Origin of the sequence: Actinomadura gamaensis (assembly GCF_042652125.1) — a bacterium.
Classification (GTDB): domain Bacteria; phylum Actinomycetota; class Actinomycetes; order Streptosporangiales; family Streptosporangiaceae; genus Spirillospora; species Spirillospora gamaensis.
In genome coordinates, this window is the sequence record NZ_JBHSIT010000005.1 from 284,974 (window position 1) to 306,814 (window position 21,841).

The window sequence follows — 21,841 nt, forward strand, 5'->3', positions numbered from 1 at the left end:
CATGCCGACGGCGCGGGTGTCGCGGGACGGAGGCGACGGGCGGGACGACGGCGCGGACGACGGCGCGGGCGACCGGACGCGAGCGCCGTGAGATACGGACGCGTGCGCCGTAAGGGACCAGACGCGAGCGCCGTGAGGGACGGACGCGTGCGCCGTGAGGGACGGATGCGTGTGCCGTGAGGGACCGGACGCGAGCGCCGTGACGGGCCGGGCGGAACGGTGGTGTGAGGGGGCGCGCGGAACAAAGGTCGTTGCCGGATCTTGTCGGGAAGGCACATCTCCCCGGCGGGCCGCCGGTCGATACGCTCGACCCCGATGTGATGCGGACAACGGAAGGCATGAGATGAGTCGCTCTGTCCTGGTGACGGGCGGGAACCGGGGCATCGGCCTGGCGATCGCGCGCGAGCTGGCCGCCGCCGGTGACAAGGTCGCCGTCACCTACCGCTCCGGCGAGCCCCCGGAGGGGCTGTTCGGCGTGCGCTGCGACGTGACCAGCACGGAGGACGTGGACGCCGCGTTCGGGAAGGTCGAGGCGGAGCAGGGACCGGTCGAGGTGCTGGTCGCCAACGCCGGGATCACCAAGGACACGCTCCTCGCCATCATGAGCGAGGAGGCGTTCACCTCCGTCCTGGACACCAACCTCACCGGCGCGTTCCGGGTCGCCAAGCGGTCGGTGAAGAGCATGATGCGCGCCCGGAAGGGACGCATCGTCCTGGTCTCCTCGGTGGTCGGGATGCTCGGGTCGGCCGGTCAGGCCAACTACGCCGCGTCCAAGGCCGGGATGGTCGGGTTCGCCCGGTCGCTGGCCCGCGAGCTCGGCTCGCGCGGGATCACCGTGAACGTCGTCGCGCCCGGTTTCGTCGACACCGACATGACCGCCGCGCTGTCGGAGGACCAGCAGAAGGCCATCAAGGGCGTCATCCCGCTCGGCCGCACCGCCCGGCCCGAGGAGATCGCCAAGGCCGTCGGGTTCCTGGCGTCGGACGACGCCGCCTACATCACCGGCGCGGTCATCCCGGTGGACGGCGGCCTGGGAATGGGGCACTGAGCGCGATGGGCATCCTCGAGGGCAAGAACATCCTGGTCACCGGCGTCCTCACCGACGCCTCGATCGGCTTCCACGTCGCGCGGGTCGCGCAGCAGGAGGGCGCGCGCGTCGCGCTGACCGCCTACCCGCGCCCGACGCTGACGACGCGGACCGCCAAGCGGCTGCCGTCCGGCCCGGACGACGTCCCGCCGGTCATCGAGCTGGACGTCACCAACGCCGAGCAGCTCGACGCGCTCGCCGGGAACCTCACCGACGCGGGCTTCGACCGGCTCGACGGGGTCGTCCACTCCATCGGGTTCGCGCCGCAGACCGCGCTCGGCGGCAACTTCCTCGACACGCCGTGGGAGGACGTCGCGGTCGCCGTGCACTCCTCGGCGTACTCGCTGAAGTCGCTGACGATGGCGTGCCTGCCGCTGATGAAGGACGGCGGCTCGGTCGTCGGCCTCGACTTCGACGCGACGAAGGCGTGGCCGGTCTACGACTGGATGGGCGTGGCGAAGGCGGGCCTGGAGTCCACCTGCCGCTACCTCGCCAAGTACCTCGGCCCGCAGAACGTGCGGGTGAACCTCGTCGCGGCCGGGCCGCTCGGGACGATGGCGGCCAAGAGCATCCCCGGCTTCCAGGCCATGACCGACCTGTGGCCCCGCACCGCGCCGCTCGGCTGGGACATCAAGGACAGCGAGCCGACCGCGAAGGCGATCGTTGCGCTGCTGTCGGACTGGTTCCCCGCGACGACGGGCGAGATCCTGCACGTGGACGGCGGCCTGCACGCCGTCGGCGCGCCGCCCGCGTAACGCGCTTCCAGAACGCCGGACGGCGGACGGCACCGGGATTCGGTGCCGTCCGCCGTCCGGCGTTTCTCGACGTTCGCGCGGTCGGTCAGCGGCGGCCGGGACGGCGGCGGATCTGCCGTCCGATGTGGCTGAGGTTCAGCGCGGCGGCGGCGCCGACGACCGCGGCGGCTCCCGCGACCCACAGCATCTGGCCGTCCCCGGTCCGCTCGGACGCGGCGACCGGCGACACCAGGTGCGTCTGCGGGACGGGCTGCCCGCCCGCCTGCGGCACGCCGTTGGGCCCGGCCACCTGCGGCGCCGGCAGCAGCCCGGTGAAGTTCTGCTGCTGTCCGGTCGGCGTGCTGGACGAGAAGGGGCGCGGAGCCTGATCGTCCATGAGCGTGGGCCCGTTGCCGGTGGGGACGCTCGTGCGCGGCCCGCCGCCGTTGCCGTTCCCGCCGCCCTTGGGCGCCTTGCCTCCGCCGCCGTCGTCCTTCTTGCCGCCTCCGCTGCCGTTCCCGTCGCCGCCGGGAGCGTCGCCGTCCTTGTCATGCGACTTGGTCGGCGTCGGGGACGGCGTGTTGTGGTGGTCGAAGTGGTCGCGCAGGTTGTCGAGCTGGCACTTCCAGTTGTCGATCGTGCTCTTCGGGTCGGTGCCCTTCTTGCACGGCTTGGCGCTCGTCGCGCCCGCCGTCTCCGCGGACGCCGCCGGAGCGCCGAACGCGGCCATGACCAGGGCGGTGGCGGAGACCGCCGTCGCCGCGGACCCGAGCCGCAGGAAGCGTTGCTGCTGGGGCATGTCCCTCCTTCGCTGTCGACGTCCCGTCCGGTGAGGCCGGCCGGGACGATCGCGCCGGGTTCGCGCCTTCGTGATCAAATCGTGCCGTACCGCGCCCCTCCGGTAAACACCGACACGACGGTTTCCCCCGTCCCCGCGAACCCGCGGCCCCCACCCGCCCGCCCGACCCACCCCGCCCGCCCGGCTCACCCGGACGCAGTCGGACCGCCCCGGAGGCGGGCGGATAACCGGACGCGGCCGGACCACCCGGGACGCGGGCGGACCGCCCGGGACGCGGGCGGATCACCCGGCCGCGGGCGGACCACTCAGGGCGCGGGCGGACCATCCGGGACACGGGCGGACCCACCCGGGACGCGGGCGGATCAGCCAGGAGGCGGGCGGGTCAGCCGAGGACCAGGCGGGCCAGGCGGGTGCGGCGTTCGGGCGCGCCGGTCTCGCGGACGGCGCGGGCCAGTCCGGGCCCGGCCGCCTGCACGACCGAGAGGTGGCGGCGCGCGAGGCCGAACGCGGTCGCGACGGCGGGCCGGGACAGGGCCGATCCGGCGACGACGGCGACGACGGCGTCCCGGCGGGCGCCGCGCGCGAGCGCGAGCGGCAGCGCCCAGCCGTGCCGCAGCCGCGCCGCCGACGAGGGCGGGACCACGGCCGTCCCGCCCGCGAACGCGATGCTCAGCCCTTCGGGACCCGCGCCCTCGACCGTGCCGGTCTCGCCGACGGCGGCCTGGGGGAGCGGCGCGGCGACCACGACCCGGTCGCCGACGTCGAAGCCGCCGAACCGTCCGGGGCCGGGGTTCAGCTTCGCCTTGAGCGCCGTGTTGAGCGCGCCCGCGGCCGCCGCGCCCGCCGGGGCGAGCGCCACGACCTGCACCTCGCCGGCCGGGATGTCCAGCACGCGCGGGATCGAGTCGGTGACGAGCTGCACCGCGCGGTGCACCGCCTCCTCCTCGCCCATCGCAGGGACGATCACGACCTCCTTGTTCGGCGCGGCGACCGAGGTCAGCTCGCCGCCCCGGACCGCGGCCGTCAGCTCGTCCAGCGGCCCGCCGGGCGCCTGCGGCTCCAGCTCCACCACCGGGACGGTCTCGGACGCCTCCAGGTCCTCCAGGACGCGTCCGGGCGCGGCGGGCGGGGCCGCGCCGGGCTCACCGCCGAGCACCAGGTGCGCGCCGTCGGGGCACGCCTCGACCAGGACCGCGGACAGCTCGACGTCCAGGCCCGACGCGTCCGGCAGGACGAGCAGGTCCAGCTCGAACGGGCGCTGCTCGCCGCGCCGGTACAGCACCGAGCCGGGCGCGGTGCCGGGCTCGTCGGCCGGGTCGAGCAGCCGGTGCAGGCCGACCGCCGCGCCCTCGGGCAGCTCGGGATGCGCGGCGGCGAGGTCGGCCGCGGCGCGGTCGGTCGGCGTCACCAGCGCGGCCCGCACGCCCCTGGACGCGGCGGCGGTGACGAGCGCGGCGGCCGTGTCCGCCAGGTCGTTCGCGGAGCCGCGCCACAGCGTCACGCCGGTGCGCAGCGCGGCGGTGAACGCGAGCGAGCGGTCTTCGGGCAGGCCGGAACGCAGCTCCTTGACGGCCGGATCGTCCAGCAGCGGCACGGCGGTCGCGTTCAGCCGCTGGAACCCCTCGGCCGCCGCCTCCTCGCTCAGCGCCCAGCGCGCCAGCCCGAGCGTCTCCTCGGGCTCGGGAAGGTCGGCGTCCTCGTCGAAGGACTCCTCGTCGAACTCCGGTTCCTCGCTGAGGCCGAGCACCTCGCCCTCGTCGAGCGCGCCCTCCACGGCCCGCCGGGGCTCGGCGACGCGCTCCTTCTCCAGCGCCGTCAGGACGTCCGGCAGCGGCGTGACGGTGTGGCCGCGCACGGCCGCCTCCGCCAGCAGCGCCACGACGATCGCCCGGCCGCGCCTCGGGTCGTCCGGGCGGGCGGCGTCGCCGAGCACCCGCCGCGCGAAGTGGTCGGCCTGCCGGGGCCGGACGCCCGGCACCCGCAGCAGCCGCCACGGGTCCTCGCGCAGCCGCGCGGCGGCTCCGGCGCCGAGGCGCGCGGCGGCGCGCGGCGCGAGCGAGGCGGGGACGCCCGCCTCCTCGAACAGGGCGGTCAGGGCCGCGATCTCGTCCGGCGCGTCGGGCGCGGCGGATCCGGCGGTCTCGGTCGTCTCGGCGGAGCTCTCGGTCACGGTCTTCCCGGATGGCTGGTCAGCGTGTTCTCACCGCCGCGTTTTGCGGCCGCACCCGAGCGTGCCACGACGGCCCCGTCCGCGCGAACCGACCCACGCCGAACCGACCACCCGAACCGGGTGGGTGGGTCAGTGGGGGGCGGTCATGTCGGAGACGTCGTCCAGGGCGCGGCGGATCTCCCGGGGGAGGGTGAGGGCCTCGCTCGCCAGGGCCTGGGTGAGCTGGGCGACGGTGCGGGCGCCGACGATCGGCGCGGCGACGCCCGGACGGTCCCGGACCCAGCTCAGCGCGACCGCGAGCGGCGTGGTGCCGAGCCCCTCGGCGGCGGTCACCACCGACTCGACGATCCGGGCGCACTCCTCGTCCAGGAACGGCTGGACGAACTCGGCGAAGTGCGGCGTCGCGGCGCGGGAGTCGGCGGGGATGCCGGTGCGGTACTTGCCGGTCAGCACCCCGCGCCCGAGCGGCGACCACGGCAGCAGCCCGGCCTCGGCGTCGCGCAGCGCCGGGAGCAGCTCGCGCTCCGGGTCGCGGCTCAGCAGCGAGTACTCGGCCTGGACGGCCACGACCGGCGCGCGGCCCGGCCACGCGCGCTGCCAGGCGGCGGCCTTGGCCGTCTGCCAGCCGGTGAAGTTCGCCACCCCGACGTAGCGGGCGCGGCCGGACGCGACGGCCTCGTCCAGCGCGGTGAGGGTCTCCTCCAGCGGCGTGGCCGGGTCGTACACGTGCAGCTGCCACAGGTCCACGTACTCGACGCCGAGCCGGTCGAGGGACGCGTCGAGCGCGGACAGCAGGTGCCGCCGGGAACCGTCGTAGCGCCCGTCCGGGCGGATCGCGGCCTTGGTCGAGACGACCAGCTCGTCGCGGTCCACCGTCTCGCGCATGAGGTGCCCGAGGATCCGCTCGGCGTCGCCGTCGCTGTAGACGTCGGCGGTGTCGACGAGGCTCCCCCCGGCGTCCGCGAACGCGGTCAGCTGCGCCGCCGCGTCGTCGGGCTCGGTGTCCTGCCCCCAGGTCATGGTGCCCAGCCCGAGGCGGGAGACGACCAGACCGCTCCGCCCGACGTGACGCTCCTTCATGTTGGGTGAGAGTAGCCGTTCGGCGGCGCACCGGCCGTCCCGGCCCGGACGACCGCTAACCTTCGGTGGGGCCCGACCACGGGCCCGGGGTCCCGCGGGGACCCGGAATCCCGCCATCCCGCGCTCGTCCCGAGGGGAAACCACCGACCGTGAACGTCGTCGAAGCGACCGTGCTCGGCATCGTCCAGGGCCTGACGGAGTTCCTGCCGATCTCCAGCTCCGGCCACCTGCTGATCGTCCCCAAGCTGCTCGGCTGGGGGGACCCGGGCGCGGCCTTCACCGCGGTGATCCAGCTCGGCACCATGGCCGCGGTCATCATCTACTTCTGGCGCGACCTGGTGAACATCGTCACCACCTGGACCAAGAGCCTCTGGACGCCGGACCTGCGGCCCACGATGGACGCGCGGATGGGCTGGTACATCGGCCTCGGCACCATCCCGATCTCGGTGATCGGCCTGGCCTCCAAGGACTTCGTGGAGAAGGGCGCGCGCAACCTCTGGCTGAACGCGTCGTCGCTGATCATCATGGGCCTGCTGCTGATGGTCGCCGAGTGGGCGGGGGCGCGCAAGCGCGAGGTCGCCGACCTCAACCTGCGCGACGGACTGCTCATCGGAGCGTTCCAATGCCTGTCGCTGATCCCGGGCTCGTCCCGCTCGGGCTCGACGATGACCGGCGCGCTGTTCCTCGGCTACACCCGCGAGGCCGCGGCCCGCTACTCGTTCCTGCTGTCCATCCCGGCGGTGGTGCTGTCCGGCCTGTTCGAGCTGCGCAAGGCGTTCGACGGCGGGCTCTCCTGGGGGCCGACGATCATCGCGACGGTGGTCTCGTTCGTGGTCGGCTACGCCTGCATCGCCTGGCTGCTCAAGTACCTCACCCGGCACTCGATGATGATCTTCGTGTACTACCGGGTGGCGCTCGGCGGCATCCTCATCGGCCTGCTCGCCGCCGGCTCGATCTCCGCCACCTGATCCCTGCCCGCGCTCCTGCGGCCCTTGTCCGCGCCCCTGCTCGCGCTTCTGCCGCATCCCTGCCCGCGCTCCTGCCGCCCTCGTTCGCGCCCCTGCGCGTGTCTGTGCGCGCGGACGCGCCGTCCGGCGCCGGTTTTTGTTCGCCGCGAGGGCGGTCCTCCGGGGGTTCCCGGGGCTAGAGTGCCTGGCCATGGCGAGCGTGCAGTTCCCCCTGTCCGGCCCGGACGACGGCCCGTCCGGGCCGTCCGATCTCTACGAGGCGTCCGCGGCCGACGATCCCGGTTACCTGGCGTCCGTCCGCTCGTCCTCGACGGTGCTCGGGCAGTTGCGGACGACGGTGGCGGCTCTGGTCGCGGCGCCGGTGCTGATCCTGGCGATCAGCCCGCTGATCGTCCCGGCCGGGCAGGGCAGGCTGGACGGGCTCGGCCCGCTGCTGTGCCTCCCGGTCCTCGCGCTGGGCGCCGCCGCGCTGGTGTTCGGCCCGCGCGCGCCGCGCCCGCTGCCGCCGGGCGGGACGGGCGAGGCGGCGGTCCGCCGGGCCGGCCTGCTGTTCCGGCAGGCGATCATGTTCCGGTACGCCCTGTCGGAGGCGACCATCCTGGTGGGCCTGCCGCTGGCGATGGTCGGACGCAGCGTCTGGATCTTCGTCTTCGCGTTCGCCGTCGGCTACCCGATCCTGGTGTGGCTGACCGTTCCGACCACGGCCCGGATCGAGGCGGTCCGCCGCCGCCTGGAGTCCGGCGGCGCGCCGTCCTTCCTGTGGACCGCGCTGCTCGCCCCGCCCCGCCGCCCTTGAAGCGTTGCGCTTGAACCCCGCCTGGTGCGCCGCGCCTGAGCCGCCGCGTAAGCGCCGCGGGAAGCGCTGCGTGGTGCGCCGCACCTGAAGCGCCGCGCCTGAGAGCCCCGCCCCTCCCCGAAGCCGACCCCTGGGAAGGGCGGGGCGCACTTCACCGGCTCAGACGCGCTTCCAGTGCCATAGGCCCCGGACGTCCCGGACGCAGCGGAACCGCGTCGTCCCCTTGCCGCCGTAGCCCAGGTGCCCGTGCGCGATCACCGGGCAGGCCGCGGCCGGGACCACGCACGACCAGTACCCGTGCCCGAGCGCCTTGTGCGGCCGGCAGGCGGCGAGCCGCCCGGGCCTGTGGGCCACCACGTGCGCCGGCACGTGGTGCGCCGGCCGTCCGGGCAGGTGCGCGTGCTCGGCCGTGTGCTTGAACGCGTGCTTGGACGCGTGCTCGGCCGTGTGCTTGAACGTGTGCTCGGACGCGGGCACCGGCCCGGCCGTGGCGAGCGCCGGACCGGCGGTGAGACCGCCGACCAGCGCGCCCGCCGCGGCCGTGGTGACTATGAGCTTGGTGAGCATGACGCTCCTCCTGTGAAAGGTTGGACGGAGCGTTCCTACCAAGCGTAGTCAGGTGATCACTTTGTGTGGCCACTTCCGGCCACCGCTCCCGATGCGGTCCTCATCCCGCGGGCGGAGCCGCCGACGGCGGCTGCGTGCCCGCAGCGGGCGGCTGTGCGCCCGCCTGCGCCTGCGGCTGCGTACCCGCCTGCGGCTGCGTACCCGCCTGCGGCTGCGTGCCCGCCGGGGACTGCGTTCCCGCGGCCGGGGACGGCGTCCCGGCCGGCGCGGGGTCCGCGACCCTCGGCGTGTGCTTCGCGATCCATCCCGCCGCGAACGTGAACCCCGCCGTGATGAGCGCCGTGACGAACGCCTGCAGCGGCGCCGCCATCGACGAGAGGGCGGGCAGCTTGAGAACCAGCCACCCCACCACGAATCCGGCCAGCAGGCTCGCGCCCGTCGCCGCCGTCACCTTGGTCTCCACAGGACCCGCCATGGCCACTCCTCGGTGCGCCTACAGCAATGGTCCCCGTCCGCGTCCGCCCGGACACGCGGCGCGGAGAGCGGAAACAACAATCCTTACCCGGCGTCCGGCCGTCGGAAAAGTCCTGGAACGGTCAGGCCGGGGGAGCCCGCCCAGGACGGTCAGAGCCAGCGGTTGCGGCGCAGGATCCGGAAGAGGACCAGGCAGATGATCGCCATCACCGCGAGGGCGATCGGGTACCCCCAGCGCGTGTGCAGCTCCCACATGTGGTCGAAGTTCATGCCGTAGATGCCGGCGATGGCCGTCGGGACGGCGACGATGGCGGCCCACGCGGAGATCTTCCGCATGTCGTCGTTCTGGCGCTGGCCGAGCAGGGCGAGGTGGGCGTTCAGGACGCTGTTGAGCAGTTCGTTGTGCGCGTCCACCTGGGCGTCGACGCGCAGCAGGTGGTCCAGGACGTCGCGGAAGTACTCCTGGACGCCGTGGCACTCGGTGACGCGGCCGCGGCTGATCTCCTGCATGACGGGGACGAGCGGGTCCTCGGCGCTGCGGAACTCCAGGACCTCGCGCTTGAGGCGGTAGATGTCCTCGGTGACGTCGTCGGCCTGCGGGTCGAACACGGCGCGTTCGAGGTCGATGATGTCGCGCTCGACCTCGTGGGCGACGATGCCGTAGCGGTCGACGATCTCGTCGCAGACGGCGTACAGCACGGCGGTCGGGCCGTGGTCGAGCATCTCGGGCGTGGACTCCAGGCGCTTGCGCACCGGCCCCAGCGGGTTGCCCGCGCCGTGCCGGACGGTCACCACGAAGTCGTGGCCGATGAACAGCATGATCTCGCCGACGTCGATGTCGGAGGTCGCCTCGGTGTAGGAGAGCGTCTTCACGACGACGAAGAGGGTGTCGTCGTAGCGCTCCAGCTTGGGGCGCTGGTGCGCCGACACCGCGTCCTCGGCGGCGAGGGGGTGCAGCTTCAGCTCGTCCCGGACGAGCTCGAACTCCTCGGCGCTCGGCTCGAACAGGCCGATCCAGACGAAGCAGTGGCCGCGGGCGCGGGCGGCGTCGAACGCGTCGCTGATGTCGCCGTCGATGTCGGTCCGAATGCCGTCGGCGTAGATGGCCTTGTCCACAATCATGCCGGGCATTGTTGCGCAATCGCTGAAGAATATGCGGTCTTCGCCGGAAAACCCGCCTCTCGTAGAGTGCTGGCTGTGACGACGCTTCTGCTCGTGCGGCACGGCCGCACCGCGCTGACCGGACCGGTGCTGGCCGGATGGACGCCCGGGCTCGGGCTGGACGAGCACGGCCGCGCGCAGGCCCGTGACCTGGCCGGACGGCTGGAGGGGACGCCGCTGGCGGCCGTGGTCTCCAGCCCGCTCGACCGCTGCCTCCAGACCGCCGAGGCCGTCGCCGCGCGCACCGGGACCGAGAAGATCGAGGTGGACGACCGGTTCGGCGAGGTCCGGTACGGCGACTGGACGGGCCGTCCGCTGAAGGAGCTGGCCGAGGAGCCGCTGTGGCGGGTCGTCCAGGCGCATCCGAGCGCGGCGGTGTTCCCGGGCGAGGCGGGCGAGGCGCTCGCCGACGCGCAGCGCCGCGCGGTCGCGGCCGTCCGCGACTGGAACGCGCGCGTCGCCGCCGAGCACGGCCCGGACGCGCTGTACCTGGTGTGCAGCCACGGCGACATCATCAAGGCGATCGTCGCCGACGCGCTCGGCCTGCACCTGGACCAGTTCCAGCGGATCCAGGCCGATCCCGCGTCGCTGACCGCCATCCGCTACACCGAGCTGCGGCCGTTCCTGGTGCGCCTCAACGACAGCGGCGGGGAGGTCGCCTCGCTGCTGCCGGAGCCCGCGGACGACGCGCCAGGCAGGGAGGGTGACGCGCCGGTCGGCGGTGGCGCGTAGGGTCTGGTGTCATGCCGGTCATCTCCTACGAACTGCCGGACCGCTTCGTCGCCGGGACGGTCGGCGAGCCCGGCGAGCGCGCGTTCTACCTCCAGGCCCGCGAGGGCCGCCGCCTCACCAGCGTCGCGCTGGAGAAGTTCCAGGTCAGCCTGCTCGCCGAGCGGCTCTCGGAGCTGCTGGACGAGGTGCTGCGGCGCAGCGGCGGCGCGGCGCACGTGCCCGCCGTCACCCCCGCCGAGCTCCGCGACGACGAGCCGCTGGACGAGCCGGTCGAGGAGGAGTTCCGGGTCGGCACGATGGCGCTCGCCTGGGATCCGGACGACGAGCGCGTCGTGATCGAGGCCCAGGAGGCCACCGAGGACGAGGACGAGGCGGCCGAGGTCGGCGAGCGCGACCCGGCGATCGCGGTGCTGCGGGTGCGGGTCACCGCCGCGCAGGCCCGCGCGTTCGCCGAGCGCGCGCTGAAGGTCGTCGCCGCGGGCCGTCCGCCGTGCCCGCTGTGCGGCCTGCCGCTGTCGGCCGAAGGCCACGTGTGCCCTCGCCAGAACGGCTACCTCGGATGACCGGAACCCCCGCCTCCGCCCCCGCCTCCGCCTCCGCCCCCGCTCCCGCCCGGCTCGGCGTCCCCGCCGGGGGCCGGCGGCGGCCCCGGCGGAGCCCCTGCTGGATCATGGCGGCCGGGGACGGGAGAATGGGCGCATGACGCAGGCTTCACGGGGGCGCATCCCGGCCGACGACGGGCGCGAGCAGGGCGTGTCCCCGCGCGACACCGCGGCGGCCGAGCGGCTGCTCACCGAGGGCGAGCTGACCGTCGAGGGACGGCTCGTCCAGGCGTCCAACGCGACCCTGTACTGCACGGTCGAGCGGGACGGGGTGCGCGCCGCGTGCGTCTACAAGCCGGTCGCGGGGGAGCGTCCGCTGTGGGACTTCCCGGACGGCACGCTCGCCGAGCGCGAGGTCGCCGCCTACGAGGTGTCGCAGGCGATGGGGTGGCGCATCGTCCCGCCGACGGTGCACCGCGACGGCCCGTACGGGGTCGGCATGGTGCAGCTGTGGGTCGAGCCGGACCCGGACGTCGACGCCGTGGCGCTGTCCCGCTCCGACGCCGAGGCGATCCGCCGGATGGCGGTGTTCGACGCGGTCGTCAACAACGCCGACCGCAAGATCGGCCACCTGCTGCCGCCGGGCGACGGCCACGTCTACGGCTGCGACCACGGCGTGTGCTTCTCGGTCGACTACAAGCTGCGCACGGTGCTGTGGCAGTGGCGCGGCAAGCCGCTGACCGCCGAGGCGCTGGAGGCGCTCGGCCGGGTGGAGGCGTCGCTGCGGTCCGGGCGGCTGCGCGACCGGCTCGGCGCGCTGCTCACCGCCGAGGAGGTGGACGCCACGCGCCGCCGCGTCGAGCTGATGCTGAAGCACCGCATCCACCCGTACCCGCCGGAGGACTGGCCCGCGATTCCGTGGCCCCCGCTTTAATCCGGGTTTGCCGCGAATGCTGCAATAGCGCCATGTGTACGGCGATCGTCAGCGTGGACCCCGCCTCCCCGGTCCCGGTGCTCCTGGTGGGCGTCCGGGACGAGTTCCTCGCCCGCTCCTGGGAGCCGCCCGGACGACACTGGCCGGACCGTCCCGCGCTGGTCGGCGGGCGCGACCTGCGGGCGGGCGGCACCTGGCTCGCCGTCGACCCCGCCGCCCGCCGCGCCGCGACGGTGCTGAACGGGCGCGGCCCGCTCGTCCCCGAGGACCGGCGGCGCTCCCGCGGCGAGCTCCCGCTCCTGGTCGCCTCCGGCGGTGCCCCCGCCGCGCTGGACGTCAAGGACTACGACCCGTTCTTCCTGCTCGGCGTCCGGCCGGACGGCGCCCGCATGTGGAGCTGGGACGGCGCGGACCTCGCCGACCGCGAGCTCGGCCCCGGCCTGCACATCGTCGTCAACAACGGCCTGAACGGCGAGGGCCACCGCGAGGGCGTCGTCGAGGACGCCTTCATGGCCGCCCGCCTGGCCCACCTGCGGCCCCTGCTCGCCGCCGCGCCGCGCCCCGAGCCGCGCCCCGGCGGGGACGTGCGCGACTGGTCGTCCTGGCTCGCCGAGCTGGAGGGCGGCGGCCTGGACCGCTCCGACCGGCGCACGCTGCTGCCGCTGCACGAGTTCGAGCCCGGCCGCGTCTGGGGCACCACCTCGGTCAGCCTCGTCGCGCTCGGCCCGGACACCGTCCGCTACGACTTCTCCGCGCGCCCCGGCGACCCGTCCGCCTGGACGACCGTCCTCTGACCGCCGCCTTCGCGCCCCTCGCCCCGCGACTCTCCCGTCTTCCGGGCCGTCGCCTTCTCGCCGTTCCTCCGCCGCCGGCCCGCCGCGGTCGCGCTGCGGTCCCGGCCGATACGCCGCCACCGTCGCGCCGGTCGTCGCGTTCCGTGGCGCGCTCGGCGGCGCGCGTGACCTTTTCGGGGGTCGTGCGCGCGGCCGTATGACTCTGGGTGCTAACTTCGCTACCTAGCGCGATCTTCGTCGGGCGCGCCCGGCGCCGCCGCCGTGCGGGGACGCGCTCAGGGCATCACGCAGAGCGGGGGAAGTGCAGATGGCAGCACGACGACGGGGGACGGTGGTCGCCGCGGGGCTCGGCGCGGCCGCCCTCGCACTGGCCGCGTGCGGCGGCGGGAGCGGTGGCGGCGGCGGAGGAGGGTCCGCCGGCGGGACGCTGAAGGTGGTCGGCTCGTCCGACGTGGACCACCTCGACACCTCCAGCGTCTACACCACCTGGGGCAACCTGCTCGCACGGCAGTTCGCGCGCACGCTGTTCAACGTCAAGGCCGCGGACGGCTTCGACGAGGCCGTCAAGGTCGTCGCCGACGCCGCCGCCGAGGTCCCGACCACCGAGAACGGCGGGATCAGCAAGGACGGCAAGACCTACACGATCAAGCTGCGCGACGGGATGCAGTGGGACACCAACCCGGTGCGCCCGGTCGTCGCGGGCGACTTCGTGCGCGGCATCAAGCGGATCTGCAACCCGGCCAAGCCGTCCGGCGGCCTCGGGTACTACACCGACACGATCCAGGGCTTCAGCGCGTTCTGCGACGGCTTCGGCAAGGTGAGCGCGACGAACGCCGGGGCGATCGCGGCCTACCAGAACGGGCACCAGGTGCCCGGCCTCCAGGCCAAGGACGACAAGACGCTCGTCATCAAGCTGAACCGGCCGGCCAGCGACTTCACCAACATCCTCGGCCTGAGCTTCTCGGCGGCGGCCCCGGCGGAGTACGACAGGTACGTCCCCGACAGCCCCGAGTTCCGCACCCACACCCTCTCCGACGGCCCGTACAAGATCACCAGCTACCAGGCGAACAAGTCGATCACGCTGGCGAAGAACGCCGCCTGGAAGGCCGAGTCGGACCCGGTCCGCGAGCAGAACCCCGACGGGATCCAGATCACGATGGGGCAGGACTCGCCGGAGACCGTCCAGCAGCAGATGGAGTCGGGCGCGGCGGACCTGTCCTGGGACCAGACCGTCCCGACCGGGCAGATCCCGAGCCTGAAGTCGAACCCGAACTTCAAGATCATGGACGGCTCGACCAGCAACCCCTACATCGTGTTCAACACCCTCAGCCCGAACAACGGCGGGGCGCTGGGCAAGGTGGCGGTGCGGCAGGCGATCGAGTACGCGATCGACAAGACCGCGACCGTGCAGATCTACGGCGGCCCGGACGTCAGCGAGGTGCTGAACCAGGTGATCCCGCCGCGCAGCGTCGGCTACCAGCAGTTCAACCTGTACCCGACGCCGGGCAACAGCGGCGACCCGAACAAGTGCAAGCAGATGCTGAGCGCCGCGGGGTACCCGTCCGGGCTGACGCTGAAGTTCCCCTACCGGGTCTCCAGCAACCACCCCAAGATCGCCCAGTCGGTGCAGGCGAACCTGGCCAAGTGCGGCATCAAGGCGAACCTCACCCCGGACACCAACGGCACCTTCTACGCCAAAACGCTGGTGACCCCCGAGGACGCCAAGGCCGGCAAGTGGGACATCGCCGGTCCGGGCTGGGTGCCGGACTGGTACGGCAACAACGGCCGCACCAACATCGTCCCGCTGTTCGACGGGCGGCACTACGGCCCGAACTCCACCAACTACGGCGGCTACAACAACCCGGCCGTGAACAAGCTCATCGACCAGGCGCTGGAGGCCAAGGACGCCAACGCCGCCGCCGGCTTCTGGGCGCAGGCCGACAAGCAGATCATGCAGGACGCCGCGGTCGTGCCGCTGATGAACCAGAAGTATCCGATCTTCCACTCGTCCCGGGTGAAGAACGCCAAGTACCTGCCGCAGTACCAGGGCTACGACTACAACCTGATCAAGCTCTCGTGACCGCCGTCCCGGCCGGGGCCGCGCCGCGCGGGCCCGGCCGGGACGCGGGCGCGGCGGGCCGCCCGGGACGGCGCGAGGCGTCCGGGACGGGGCGCGGCGTCCGGGCGGACCGTCCGGTCCGGCGCGGCACGGGCGCGAAGGGGCGTCGATGAGTCTTCTCGAGGTGACCGACCTCCAGGTCTCCTTCCACACCGCCGACGGCGAGGTCCACGCCGTGCGCGGGATGTCGTTCAGCGTGGACCGCGGCCGCACCCTCGGCATCGTGGGGGAGTCCGGGTCGGGCAAGAGCGTGTCCACGCAGACGCTGATGCGGCTGACCCCCGGCGCGCGGGTGTCGGGCCGGGCCCTGTTCGAGGGGCGGGACCTGCTGACCGCGAGCGACGACCGGATGCGCGAGCTGCGCGGCGCCGAGATCGCGATGATCTTCCAGGACCCGCTGTCCAGCCTGCACCCGCTGTACAAGGTCGGCTGGCAGATCGAGGAGATGATCCGCGCGCACGACCGGCAGGTCGGCAGGGACCAGGCGCGCAAGCGCGCGGTCGAGATGCTCGGGCTGGTCGGCATCCCGAAACCGGACCGCCGGGTGGACGACTACCCGCACCAGTTCTCCGGCGGCATGCGGCAGCGCGTGATGATCGCGATGGCGCTGGCGCTGAACCCCAAGCTGATCATCGCCGACGAGCCGACGACCGCGCTCGACGCGACCGTCCAGGCGCAGATCCTGGACCTGATGCGGCGGCTCCAGGCCGAGTTCGACACCGCGCTCATCATGATCACCCACGACCTCGGCGTGATCGCGGACATGGCCGACGACGTGCTGGTGATGTACGGCGGCAAGCCCGCCGAGCGGGCCGCGCGCCGCACCCTGTACTACCGCGGCCACCACCCCTACACGATGGGGCTGCTGCGGTCGGTGCCGACGGCGGCGGGCGGCGCGGACCGGCTGCGGCCGATCCCGGGCCAGCCGCCGAGCCTGATCAACCTGCCGTCCGGCTGCGTGTTCCACCCCCGCTGCGAGTTCGCGATGCCGCACTGCCGCACCGACGAGCCGGTCCTGGAGCACGCCGGGCCGCCGCCGGGCGCGGACGGCCACGACCCGTCGCACGTGTCGGCCTGCTGGCTCCCGCTCGACGCCGTCGGCCTCGGCGAGGACGCGCAGGCCCGCCGCCTCGCCGCCGCCGAGGCCGCCCGCGAGGCGGGCCGCCGGGGCCGCGGCAAGCCCTCCGGGCACGCGCGACCCCCGGAGGAAGAGCCCGGCCGACGACCCGAACCGGGACCGGGACCGGGACCAGGGCCGGAGCCGGCCCCGAGGCCGGGACCGGCGGACGGCCCGGGCATGGCCGACGGCCCACGCATGGCTGACGGCCCGAGGCCGGGCACGGCCGACGGCCCGGGCACGGCTGGCGGCACGGGCACGGGCACGGCTGATGGCACGGGCACGGGTGACGGTCCGGGCACGGCTGATGGCACGGGCACGGGTGACGGTCCGGGCACGGGTGACGGTCCGGGCACGGCGGACGGGGGGAACGCGTGACGGCGACCGGCGACCGGGACGTGCTGATGTCGGTGGAGGGCGTCTTCAAGCACTTCCCGATCCGGCAGGGCATCGTCTTCAAGAAGGAGATCGCGCGCGTCCACGCGGTGGACGGCGTGGACCTGACCGTCCGGCGCGGGGAGACGCTCGGCGTCGTCGGCGAGTCGGGCTGCGGCAAGTCGACGCTGGCGCGCTGCCTGGCCGCGCTGCACCCGGTCACGCGGGGCCGGATCGTGTTCGAGGGCCAGGACGTCACCAAACTGTCGGGGGCGGGCCTGAAGGCGTTCCGCCGGGACGTCCAGATGATCTTCCAGGACCCGTACGGGTCGCTGAACCCGCGCCGCCGGGTCGGGTCGATCATCGGCGACCCGTTCGCGATCCACGGCATCGCGGGCGGCGCCGAGCGCAAGCGGCGCGTGCAGGAGCTGATGGAGCTGGTCGGGCTGAACCCCGAGCACTTCAACCGGTTCCCCGCCGAGTTCTCCGGCGGGCAGCGGCAGCGCATCGGCATCGCCCGCGCGCTCGCGCTCAGACCCAAGATGATCATCTGCGACGAGCCGGTGTCGGCGCTGGACGTGTCGATCCAGGCCCAGGTCATCAACCTGCTGAAGGACCTGCAGGACGAGATGGGCCTGACCTACGTGTTCATCGCCCACGACCTGTCGGTCGTGCGGTACGTGTCGGACCGGGTCGCGGTGATGTACCTCGGCCGGGTGGTGGAGAGCGCCACCGAGGACGAGCTGTACGCGGGCCCGCGGCACCCGTACGCGGCGGCGCTGCTGTCGGCGGCGTCGATCGCCGACCCGGACGAGGCCGAGCGCGCCGAGCGGATCGTCCTGTCGGGGGACGTGCCGTCCCCGATCGACCCGCCGAGCGGCTGCCGGTTCCATCCGCGCTGCCCGAAGGCGCGGGACCGCTGCACCGTGGACGACCCGCCGCTGATCGTCCGCCCGGGCGACGCCCCCGACCATCTGACCGCCTGTCACTTCCCGGTGGAGCGCGGCGAGAACCTGGCGCGCGAGTCCGCCGCCATCGCCCAGGTCTCCACCGAACCGGACCTGCCGGAGGCGAGCACGTGACCAGCCTGTCCGAACTCCAGCCGGAGACCGTCCCGCCGGACGCCGAGAACCCGCGGGTGAAGGGCCGCACGCCGCTGCAGCTCGCCTGGGCCCGGTTCCGGCGCGACAAGGTCGCGCTGGTGTTCCTGGTCGTCCTGCTGCTGATCGTGGTGTTCGCGCTGACCGCGCCGCTGTGGGCGTCCTGGACGGGCCACCCGTACTCGGCGACCTTCCCCAAGACGGGCCTGGACGAGAACGGGCAGCCGATCGGGCCGTCCGGGGACTTCTGGCTCGGCGCCGACCAGCTCGGCCGGGACGTGCTGGTCCGCTCCGCCTACGGCGCGCGGATCTCGCTGCTGGTCGGCATCGCCGCGGCGGTGCTGGCGTCGGTGGTCGGCGTGGTGGTCGGCACCCTCGCCGGGTACGTCGGCGGCGTCCTGGACACGGTCCTCGCCCGGGTGATGGACATCACGCTCGCGCTGCCGTACCTGCTGATCGCGATCACGCTGGCGGTGACGTTCCAGGTGCAGTCGGTCGCGGCGAGCCTGACGATGACGATCGTGGTGATCGCGTTCTTCTCGTTCGCCGCGTTCGGCCGGATCATCCGCGGCCAGGTCATGTCGATCAAGCAGAAGGAGTTCATCGAGGCGGCCCGGTCGCTCGGCGCGAACCGCTGGCGGATCATGTTCGTGGACGTGCTGCCGAACCTGGTCGCGCAGATCACGGTGCTGACCTCGCTGCTGATCCCGACCTCGATCGTGTTCGAGTCGACGCTGTCGTTCCTCGGCGTCGGGGTGCGCCCGCCGATGCCGAGCTGGGGCGCGATGCTCGGCGAGGGCAGCGAGGTGTTCCAGACCGCGTGGTGGCTGCTGGTGGTCCCGGCCGTCCTGCTGCTGCTGACCACCCTGTCGTTCAACCTGCTCGGCGACGCGGTCCGGGACGCGATGGATCCGCGCGGCGACCGGCAGTCCGGGGGGAAGTGAGCCATGGTCCGCTACGTCATCCGCCGCCTGCTGTACGCGGTCCTCGTGCTGTGGCTGGTGTCGACGCTGGTGTTCGCGTTCCTGCACCTGTCGCCGACGTCGGTCGAGCGGACGATCGGCGGCCCGCGCGCCAGCACCGAGACGCTGAACCAGATCCGGCAGAACCTCGGCCTGGACAGGCCGGTGCTGGTCCAGTACTTCTCCTGGCTGGGGAAGCTGGTCCGCGGCGACCTCGGCCAGTCCTACCTGAACGGGACGTCGGTGGCGTCCATCATCGAGAACCGGCTGCCGACGACGCTGTGGCTGGTGGCGGGCGCGGCGGTCATCTGGTTCATCGGGGGCGTCGCGTCGGGCGTGTACTCCGCGACGCACCCGCGGTCGGTAGCCGACCGGGTCATCACGGTGATCGTGCTGGTCGGGCTGTCGCTGCCGTCGTTCGTCATGGCGCTGGTGCTGCTGTACGTCTTCTCGACCAAGCTGGGCGAGGCGGGCTTCCGCTACTTCGAGGCGGGACCGCCGCTCCAGGAGCACTTCTTCCAGCGGATGCTGCTGCCGTGGATCGGCCTGGCGTTCCTGATGGTCGCGACCTACACGCGCTTGACCCGCGGCTCGATGCTGGACGTGATGGGCGAGGACTACATCCGCACCGCGCGGTCCAAAGGCGTCACCGAGCGCCGAGTGGTGTTCCGGCACGGGCTGCGGTCGGCGCTGACGCCGGTGGTGACCCAGTTCGGCATCGACGTCGGCGCGCTGATCGGCTCGACGATCGTGATCGAGCGGGTGTTCGGCCTGCAGGGCGTCGGGCAGCTGGTGTACCAGTCGATCAACCTCGGCGACACCCCGGTCATCATCGGCGTGACGCTGATGGTGACGCTGTTCGTGGTGATCGCGAACCTGATCGTGGACCTCGGCTACTCGCTCCTCGACCCGCGCGTCCGGCTCTCCTGACCCGGTCCGCACCGGCGCACGGCGCGTCCGGCCGTCCCGGGCCGGTTCGCGTCAGCGGCCGGACGCGGCGCCGTTCTGCGCCCAGCCCTGCCGCAGGAAGTCGAACCCGGCGGGGAGCGCGCGGGTGACGAAGTCCCAGTCGTGCTCCCCGGGCAGCACCTGGAGGGTCGCGGGCACGTGCGCGGCGTCGAGGATCTTCTTGAACTGCTGGGAGCTGCCCTCGACGACGGGGTTCCCGTCGTCCTGCCCGACGGCCATGAAGATCCGCACCTGGCGGGCGGCGTCGAGGTGCCGGTCGGGGCTGTTGGCGGCCTCCAGGTCCTCGCGGCCGGCGAACATGTGGTCCGGGTCGTCCACGCCGTAGTACCCGGCGAGGGAGACGACCTGCCCGAACAGGTCGGGGTGGCGCAGCCCGAGGTTCAGCGCGCCGAACCCGCCCATGGAGAACCCGGCGATGGCGCGGTGCGCGGCGTCGCGGGGGCGGTCCCCCTCGACGGCCGGGATGACGGCCTTCAGCAGGCGGCTCTCGACCATGTCCGACCCGTCGGCGGCGTCGGCCCACTCGGTGTCGTCGTGGTGGTCGCCGTTGCCGTCCGGGACGGCCAGCACGAACGGCTGCCCGCCCTTGGCGAGGTACTTCTTCACCTCGTCCAGCAGCCCGTCGTCCACGAGCGACTTGGGGTCGCCGGGCACGCCGTGCAGGAAGTACACCACCGGGAGCCTGGAGGAGTCGGGCACGTTCGGCCGGTACACCACCAGGTCGTGGGAGGACTTCTCGCCGGGCAGCCGCACCTTGGAGGTGTAGGCGCCGACGTGCGCGGGCAGGGCGGGCGGCGGCTCGGCGGGCTCGGCGGCGCTGTGCCCGCCGGTGGCGAGGCCGTGCCGGACCCGGACGATCCCGATCATGATCGTGGCGGTGAGCAGCAGCGCGACCAGGACGGCGAGGCCGCCGTGCGCCGCGCGGGGCAGCCCGCGCCGATCACGCGACTTGCGATGGCGTGCCATGGACTCGGTCGGACTCCGTTCCACCCGGGGCTGGGGTCGTTCGGGACGTGCGGGACGGTCGGGACGATCTCGGTGTCAAGCTATCCGGAGCGCACGGATAAGGTTCAATCATGCGATCGTGGCCCGCTCCAGAAGTACCCAGTCTCCCCGATCTCGGCCTGGCCGGCGCGTCCGGGCCGCTGCGCCTGCACGACACCGGCGCGGGGGAGGCGCGGCCCACCGATCCGGGGCCGACCGCGCGGATCTACGTCTGCGGGATCACGCCCTACGACGCCACGCACCTGGGCCACGCCAACACCTACCTCGCGTTCGACCTGGTGAACCGGGTCTGGCGCGACCAGGGCCGCCGGGTCCACTACGTGCAGAATGCCACCGACGTCGACGATCCGCTCCTGGAACGCGCCGAGCGGGACGGGGTGGACTGGCGCGAGCTGGCCGACCGGGAGATCGAGCTGTTCCGCGAGGACATGGCCGCGCTGCGGATCCTCCCGCCGGACCAGTACGTCGGCGCGGTCGAGGCGATCCCGCTCGTGGTGAAGATGATCGAGGAGCTGCGGGCCCGGGACGCGGTGTACGAGGTGGACGGCGACCTGTACTTCCCCGTCGCCGCCGACGCGTCGTTCGGGGAGGTCAGCCGGCTCGGCCGGGACGAGATGCGGCCGCTGTTCGCCGAGCGCGGCGGCGACCCGGACCGGCCGGGCAAGCGCGACCCGCTGGACGCGCTGCTGTGGCTGGCCCAGCGGCCGGGCGAGCCGGGCTGGGACTCGCCGTTCGGCAAGGGACGTCCGGGCTGGCACATCGAGTGCGCGGCGATCTCCGTCGAGCATCTCGGCATGGCGTTCGACGTGGAGGGCGGCGGGTCGGACCTGGCGTTCCCGCACCACGAGATGGGCGCGTCGCACGCCCAGGTCGCGACCGGCGAGCGCCCGCACGCCCGGGCGTACGTGCACGCGGGCATGGTCGGCCTGGACGGCGAGAAGATGTCCAAGTCGCGCGGCAACCTCGTGTTCGTGTCGAAGCTGCGCCGGGCCGGCGCCGACCCGATGGCGATCCGGCTGGCGCTGCTCGCGCACCACTACCGCGCCGACTGGGAGTGGACGGCCGGGCAGCTCGACGCCGCGACCGCGCGGCTGGAGCGCTGGCGCGCCGCGGTCGCCGCGCCCGCCGGGCCGTCCGCGGACGGCGTGCTGGAGACCGTCCGGGCGCGTCTCGACGACGACCTGGACGCGCCGGGCGCGCTCGCCGCGATCGACGCCTGGGCCGACGCCGCGCTCGCCGGGAACGGCGACGACGCCAAGGCCCCGGCGCAGGTCCGCGCCGTCGCCGACGCCCTGCTGGGCGTCGAGCTGTAAGGCCGCGAAAGCCTGAACCCGCCGAAGCCCCGTCCTCACCCGG

At 73.6% G+C, this 21,841-nt stretch carries 22 protein-coding genes; 15 read left to right on the plus strand and 7 right to left on the minus strand.

Annotated elements, in window-relative coordinates; all coding sequences use genetic code 11:
- Positions 1-343: 343 nt before the first annotated feature.
- Complete coding sequence (gene fabG, locus ACFPCY_RS19025) at positions 344-1,048, plus strand: 3-oxoacyl-[acyl-carrier-protein] reductase (protein ID WP_378256923.1); 705 nt, start codon at positions 344-346, stop codon at positions 1,046-1,048.
- A 5-nt stretch (positions 1,049-1,053) separates the two neighbouring features.
- A complete protein-coding gene (gene fabI / locus ACFPCY_RS19030) occupies positions 1,054-1,842 on the plus strand; it encodes an enoyl-ACP reductase FabI (protein ID WP_378256925.1) in 789 nt (262 codons plus the stop codon).
- An 85-nt stretch (positions 1,843-1,927) separates the two neighbouring features.
- On the opposite strand, the gene ACFPCY_RS19035 is transcribed toward fabI, so the two are convergent.
- The 3 genes from ACFPCY_RS19035 to ACFPCY_RS19045 all read right to left on the minus strand — a co-directional run bounded on the left by ACFPCY_RS19035 (position 1,928) and on the right by ACFPCY_RS19045 (position 5,870).
- Positions 1,928-2,620, minus strand: a complete 693-nt coding sequence (locus ACFPCY_RS19035; RefSeq protein WP_378256927.1) for a hypothetical protein — start codon at positions 2,618-2,620, stop codon at positions 1,928-1,930.
- Positions 2,621-3,002: 382 nt separating this feature from the next.
- Positions 3,003-4,790 (minus strand): helix-hairpin-helix domain-containing protein, encoded by a 1,788-nt coding sequence (locus ACFPCY_RS19040; protein WP_378256929.1) that lies wholly within the window; start codon positions 4,788-4,790, stop codon positions 3,003-3,005.
- Positions 4,791-4,919: 129 nt separating this feature from the next.
- Entirely contained in the window at positions 4,920-5,870 is a 951-nt protein-coding gene (locus ACFPCY_RS19045) for an aldo/keto reductase (RefSeq protein WP_378256931.1), read from the minus strand.
- A 149-nt stretch (positions 5,871-6,019) separates the two neighbouring features.
- On the opposite strand from ACFPCY_RS19045, the gene ACFPCY_RS19050 reads away from it, so the two are divergent.
- Positions 6,020-6,838 (plus strand): undecaprenyl-diphosphate phosphatase, encoded by an 819-nt coding sequence (locus ACFPCY_RS19050; RefSeq protein ID WP_378256933.1) that lies wholly within the window; start codon positions 6,020-6,022, stop codon positions 6,836-6,838.
- Between the two features lie 190 nt (positions 6,839-7,028).
- On the plus strand, positions 7,029-7,634 hold the full coding sequence (locus ACFPCY_RS19055) for a hypothetical protein (RefSeq protein WP_378256935.1): 606 nt from the start codon (positions 7,029-7,031) through the stop codon (positions 7,632-7,634).
- A 159-nt stretch (positions 7,635-7,793) separates the two neighbouring features.
- Here the strand turns inward: ACFPCY_RS19055 and ACFPCY_RS19060 are convergent, their stop codons facing one another.
- The 3 genes from ACFPCY_RS19060 to corA form a co-directional block, all read right to left on the minus strand.
- On the minus strand, positions 7,794-8,201 hold the full coding sequence (locus ACFPCY_RS19060) for a hypothetical protein (protein ID WP_378256937.1): 408 nt from the start codon (positions 8,199-8,201) through the stop codon (positions 7,794-7,796).
- A gap of 100 nt (positions 8,202-8,301) precedes the next feature.
- The gene (locus ACFPCY_RS19065; RefSeq protein ID WP_378256939.1) at positions 8,302-8,676 is read right to left on the minus strand and encodes a hypothetical protein; all 375 of its coding nucleotides are present in this window, start codon (positions 8,674-8,676) and stop codon (positions 8,302-8,304) included.
- A gap of 149 nt (positions 8,677-8,825) precedes the next feature.
- Positions 8,826-9,797: a magnesium/cobalt transporter CorA gene (gene corA / locus ACFPCY_RS19070; protein ID WP_378256941.1), complete on the minus strand. Its 972-nt coding sequence runs from the start codon at positions 9,795-9,797 to the stop codon at positions 8,826-8,828.
- A 75-nt stretch (positions 9,798-9,872) separates the two neighbouring features.
- Between corA and ACFPCY_RS19075 the strand changes: the two genes are divergently transcribed.
- The 10 genes from ACFPCY_RS19075 (at position 9,873) to ACFPCY_RS19120 (ending at position 19,441) form a co-directional block, all read left to right on the plus strand.
- Positions 9,873-10,568, plus strand: coding sequence for a histidine phosphatase family protein (locus ACFPCY_RS19075; RefSeq protein ID WP_378256943.1), 696 nt, complete (start codon positions 9,873-9,875; stop codon positions 10,566-10,568).
- 11 nt (positions 10,569-10,579) lie between these two features.
- On the plus strand, positions 10,580-11,131 hold the full coding sequence (locus tag ACFPCY_RS19080) for a DUF3090 domain-containing protein (protein ID WP_378256945.1): 552 nt from the start codon (positions 10,580-10,582) through the stop codon (positions 11,129-11,131).
- 136 nt (positions 11,132-11,267) lie between these two features.
- Entirely contained in the window at positions 11,268-12,044 is a 777-nt protein-coding gene (locus ACFPCY_RS19085; protein WP_378256946.1) for an SCO1664 family protein, read from the plus strand.
- A 32-nt stretch (positions 12,045-12,076) separates the two neighbouring features.
- Positions 12,077-12,838, plus strand: a complete 762-nt coding sequence (locus tag ACFPCY_RS19090; protein WP_378256948.1) for an NRDE family protein — start codon at positions 12,077-12,079, stop codon at positions 12,836-12,838.
- 307 nt (positions 12,839-13,145) lie between these two features.
- A complete protein-coding gene (locus tag ACFPCY_RS19095; protein ID WP_378256950.1) occupies positions 13,146-14,918 on the plus strand; it encodes an ABC transporter substrate-binding protein in 1,773 nt (590 codons plus the stop codon).
- Positions 14,915-15,070: a hypothetical protein gene (locus ACFPCY_RS19100; RefSeq protein ID WP_378256952.1), complete on the plus strand. Its 156-nt coding sequence runs from the start codon at positions 14,915-14,917 to the stop codon at positions 15,068-15,070. Before ACFPCY_RS19095 ends, ACFPCY_RS19100 begins: the two co-directional genes overlap by 4 nt.
- A complete protein-coding gene (locus ACFPCY_RS19105; RefSeq protein WP_378256954.1) occupies positions 15,067-16,452 on the plus strand; it encodes an ABC transporter ATP-binding protein in 1,386 nt (461 codons plus the stop codon). The genes ACFPCY_RS19100 and ACFPCY_RS19105 overlap by 4 nt, the downstream gene beginning before the upstream one ends.
- Entirely contained in the window at positions 16,449-17,531 is a 1,083-nt protein-coding gene (locus ACFPCY_RS19110) for an ABC transporter ATP-binding protein (RefSeq protein WP_417281566.1), read from the plus strand. The genes ACFPCY_RS19105 and ACFPCY_RS19110 overlap by 4 nt, the downstream gene beginning before the upstream one ends.
- On the plus strand, positions 17,528-18,493 hold the full coding sequence (locus ACFPCY_RS19115) for an ABC transporter permease (protein WP_378256956.1): 966 nt from the start codon (positions 17,528-17,530) through the stop codon (positions 18,491-18,493). Before ACFPCY_RS19110 ends, ACFPCY_RS19115 begins: the two co-directional genes overlap by 4 nt.
- 3 nt (positions 18,494-18,496) lie before the next feature.
- On the plus strand, positions 18,497-19,441 hold the full coding sequence (locus ACFPCY_RS19120; protein WP_378256958.1) for an ABC transporter permease: 945 nt from the start codon (positions 18,497-18,499) through the stop codon (positions 19,439-19,441).
- A 51-nt stretch (positions 19,442-19,492) separates the two neighbouring features.
- Here the strand turns inward: ACFPCY_RS19120 and ACFPCY_RS19125 are convergent, their stop codons facing one another.
- Complete coding sequence (locus ACFPCY_RS19125) at positions 19,493-20,446, minus strand: alpha/beta hydrolase (protein WP_378256960.1); 954 nt, start codon at positions 20,444-20,446, stop codon at positions 19,493-19,495.
- Positions 20,447-20,556: 110 nt separating this feature from the next.
- Here ACFPCY_RS19125 and mshC point away from each other — a divergent pair, with 110 nt between their 5' ends.
- Positions 20,557-21,798 (plus strand): cysteine--1-D-myo-inosityl 2-amino-2-deoxy-alpha-D-glucopyranoside ligase, encoded by a 1,242-nt coding sequence (gene mshC, locus ACFPCY_RS19130; protein ID WP_378256962.1) that lies wholly within the window; start codon positions 20,557-20,559, stop codon positions 21,796-21,798.
- The last annotated feature ends 43 nt before the right edge of the window (positions 21,799-21,841 follow it).

Coding starts and splice junctions, on each gene's coding strand:
- fabG (WP_378256923.1), top strand. CDS start 344: ATGAGTCGCTCTGTCCTGGTGACGGGCGGGAACCGGGGCATCGGCCTG.
- fabI (WP_378256925.1), top strand. CDS start 1,054: ATGGGCATCCTCGAGGGCAAGAACATCCTGGTCACCGGCGTCCTCACC.
- ACFPCY_RS19035 (WP_378256927.1), bottom strand. CDS start 2,620: ATGCCCCAGCAGCAACGCTTCCTGCGGCTCGGGTCCGCGGCGACGGCG.
- ACFPCY_RS19045 (WP_378256931.1), bottom strand. CDS start 5,870: ATGAAGGAGCGTCACGTCGGGCGGAGCGGTCTGGTCGTCTCCCGCCTC.
- ACFPCY_RS19055 (WP_378256935.1), top strand. CDS start 7,029: ATGGCGAGCGTGCAGTTCCCCCTGTCCGGCCCGGACGACGGCCCGTCC.
- ACFPCY_RS19060 (WP_378256937.1), bottom strand. CDS start 8,201: ATGCTCACCAAGCTCATAGTCACCACGGCCGCGGCGGGCGCGCTGGTC.
- ACFPCY_RS19065 (WP_378256939.1), bottom strand. CDS start 8,676: ATGGCGGGTCCTGTGGAGACCAAGGTGACGGCGGCGACGGGCGCGAGC.
- corA (WP_378256941.1), bottom strand. CDS start 9,797: ATGATTGTGGACAAGGCCATCTACGCCGACGGCATTCGGACCGACATC.
- ACFPCY_RS19080 (WP_378256945.1), top strand. CDS start 10,580: ATGCCGGTCATCTCCTACGAACTGCCGGACCGCTTCGTCGCCGGGACG.
- ACFPCY_RS19085 (WP_378256946.1), top strand. CDS start 11,268: ATGACGCAGGCTTCACGGGGGCGCATCCCGGCCGACGACGGGCGCGAG.
- ACFPCY_RS19090 (WP_378256948.1), top strand. CDS start 12,077: ATGTGTACGGCGATCGTCAGCGTGGACCCCGCCTCCCCGGTCCCGGTG.
- ACFPCY_RS19095 (WP_378256950.1), top strand. CDS start 13,146: ATGGCAGCACGACGACGGGGGACGGTGGTCGCCGCGGGGCTCGGCGCG.
- ACFPCY_RS19105 (WP_378256954.1), top strand. CDS start 15,067: ATGAGTCTTCTCGAGGTGACCGACCTCCAGGTCTCCTTCCACACCGCC.
- ACFPCY_RS19120 (WP_378256958.1), top strand. CDS start 18,497: ATGGTCCGCTACGTCATCCGCCGCCTGCTGTACGCGGTCCTCGTGCTG.
- ACFPCY_RS19125 (WP_378256960.1), bottom strand. CDS start 20,446: ATGGCACGCCATCGCAAGTCGCGTGATCGGCGCGGGCTGCCCCGCGCG.
- mshC (WP_378256962.1), top strand. CDS start 20,557: ATGCGATCGTGGCCCGCTCCAGAAGTACCCAGTCTCCCCGATCTCGGC.